Origin of the sequence: Nocardiopsis trehalosi NBRC 14201 (assembly GCF_001552555.1) — a bacterium.
Lineage (GTDB): Bacteria > Actinomycetota > Actinomycetes > Streptosporangiales > Streptosporangiaceae > Nocardiopsis_B > Nocardiopsis_B trehalosi.
The window spans coordinates 1-2,308 of the sequence record NZ_BCRK01000332.1 but is presented as its reverse complement, the minus strand read 5'-3'; the positions used below and the strand labels follow the sequence as shown (position 1 = coordinate 2,308).

2 protein-coding genes are annotated in these 2,308 nt (G+C 71.5%); both read right to left on the bottom strand.

Going from position 1 to position 2,308, the window contains the following annotated elements:
* Positions 1-98 precede the first annotated feature (98 nt).
* Positions 99-1,547 (bottom strand): catalase, encoded by a 1,449-nt coding sequence (locus NT8_RS27915; RefSeq protein WP_067976045.1) that lies wholly within the window; start codon positions 1,545-1,547, stop codon positions 99-101.
* A gap of 106 nt (positions 1,548-1,653) precedes the next feature.
* Positions 1,654-2,085 (bottom strand): Fur family transcriptional regulator, encoded by a 432-nt coding sequence (locus NT8_RS27910; protein WP_067976044.1) that lies wholly within the window; start codon positions 2,083-2,085, stop codon positions 1,654-1,656.
* Positions 2,086-2,308: the final 223 nt, after the last annotated feature.

Here is a 2,308-nt window from a genome sequence, read left to right as displayed (position 1 = left end):
GCCCCCGGGCGCGGATGGGGTCATCCGCGCCCGGGGGCGCGTTCCGCCGGAACGGCGGCCGTGCGGCCGGCCACCGGGACGGCCGGGAGCCGGGTCAGTCAGGCCATGACGCCGAGGCCCTTCGCGACGCCCGCACCCAGGTCGGAGTGGACGTTGGTCCAGTACTGCACGACGCGCTGCTTCATGTCGGCGGTGACCTCGGGGGCCGAGGCGTGGCCGACGATGTTGGCGACCATGTTGGTGCGCTCGCCCTCGGAGAGGACCTTCTCCCACAGGGCGCGCGCCTGGCCGAAGTCGTCGTCCTCCTTGTGGAGCTGGTAGGCGGAGCGGATGATCTCGCCCGCGACGTGGTAGTCCTCGCCCTTGTACAGGTCCTCGGCCGCCACCGGGCCGCCGACCGTGTTCGGCGCGTAGACCGGGTCGACGTTGTTGGTGAACGCCATCGGGCCGTCGAAGTTGTAGCTGCGGGCCGGCGACTTCGGCGCGTTCACCGGGAGCTGCAGGTAGTTCGGGCCGATGCGGTACCGGTGGGCGTCGGGGTAGGAGAACAGCCGGCCCTGGAGCATCTTGTCCGGGCTGGCGCCGATGCCGGGGACCAGGTTGGACGGCTCGAACCCGGCCTGCTCGATCTCGGCGAAGTAGTTCGTCGGGTTCCGGTTCAGGGTGAAGCGCCCGATGGTGATCTCGGGGTAGTCGGCGTGCGGCCACACCTTGGTGAGGTCGAACGGGTTGAACCGGTAGTCGGCGGCGTCCTCGAACGGCATGACCTGCACGTTCACCGTCCAGGACGGGAACTCGCGCCGCTCGATGGCCTGCCACAGGTCGCGGCGGTGGACGTCGGGGTCGGCCGCCTCCAGCGCCTTCGCCTCGGGGCCGGTCAGGTTCTCGATGCCCTGGTCGGTCTTGAAGTGGTACTTCACCCAGAACTTGTCGCCGGCGGCGTTGTACCAGAGGAAGGTGTGGCTGCCGAAGCCGTGGACGTGCCGCCAGCTCTTCGGGGTGCCCCGGTCGGTCATCAGGAAGGAGACCTGGTGGGCCGACTCCGGGTTCAGCGTCCAGAAGTCCCACTGCATGTTGTGGTCGTGCAGCTGGTTGTCGGCGCGGCGCTTCTGCGAGTGGATGAAGTCGGAGAACTTCGAGGGGTCGCGGATGAAGAAGATCGGCGTGTTGTTGCCGACGATGTCGTAGTTGCCGTGCTCGGTGTAGAACTTCAGCGCGAAGCCGCGGGGGTCGCGGGCGCTGTCGGCGCTGCCCAGCTCGCCGGCGACGGTGGAGAAGCGCAGCAGCAGCGGGGTCTTGCGGCCCTTCTGGAACAGGTCGGCCTTGGTGAACTGGCTGACGTCCTCGGTGATCTCCAGCTCGCCGAAGGCGCCGCCGCCCTTGGCGTGCACGACGCGCTCGGGCACGCGCTCGCGGTTGAAGTGGGCCATCTTCTGGATCAGGAAGTGGTCCTGGAGCAGCAGCGGGCCGTTGGGGCCCACCGACTGCGAGAAGCCGTCGCTCGGAGCCGGGTGGCCGGCGTCGTCCGTGCTGTAGGGAAGGGTCACTGTCGCACCTTTCGCAGATGAGGAGAACGGCCGCGCGGGGCGGCGCGGGGCCGCGACCGGCGGCGGCGCGCACGCGCGCCGCGGCCGGCGGGGAGGGCGGACGGCCCTAGCCGGGCGTACCGCCGGGGGCGGCGGCCCGGCAGGCCGGGCAGACGCCCCAGAACACCACCTCGGCCTGGTCGATGACGTAGCCGTGGGAGGCGGAGGGTTCGAGGCAGGGCGCCTCGCCGATTACGCAGTCGATGTCGGTGACCTCGCCGCACCCGCGGCACACCAGGTGGTGGTGGTTGTCGCCGACACGGACCTCGTAGCGCGCGGGCGATCCGGCGGGCTCGATGCGGCGCAGCAGCCCGGCCCCCGTCAGCGCGTGCAGGGAGTCGTAGACCGCCTGCGTCGAGACGTGGCCGACCTGGTCCCGGACGCCGGCCGCGATGTGCTCGGCGTCGAGGTGGTTGCCGGACCGAACGGCCGCGAGGATCGCCAGCCGCGCGGCGGTGACCCGCAGCCCGGCCGCCCGGAGATCGGTGGCGTCGTCCATGGACCCAGAGTAGGACACAAACTGGAATGATTCAAGAAAACGAGTGGATCCAGTGAAGGCGGCGCGGAACGCCCCCACCAGTGCCGATACGCCCCTCCCGGCCCGCTCCGCCGCCGTGACCGGGGTCGCCGCCACCCCGGACCGCCACCCGCTGTGACCGGCGGCACACCGCCCGCCCCGCCGCCGGCCGCCCGCCGGCCCGGAGCGGGGCGGGGCGGGGGGG

What these genes read in the sequence shown, in the direction of transcription:
- NT8_RS27910 (WP_067976044.1), bottom strand. Translation starts at nt 2,085, where the DNA reads ATGGACGACGCCACCGATCTCCGGGCGGCCGGGCTGCGGGTCACCGCC.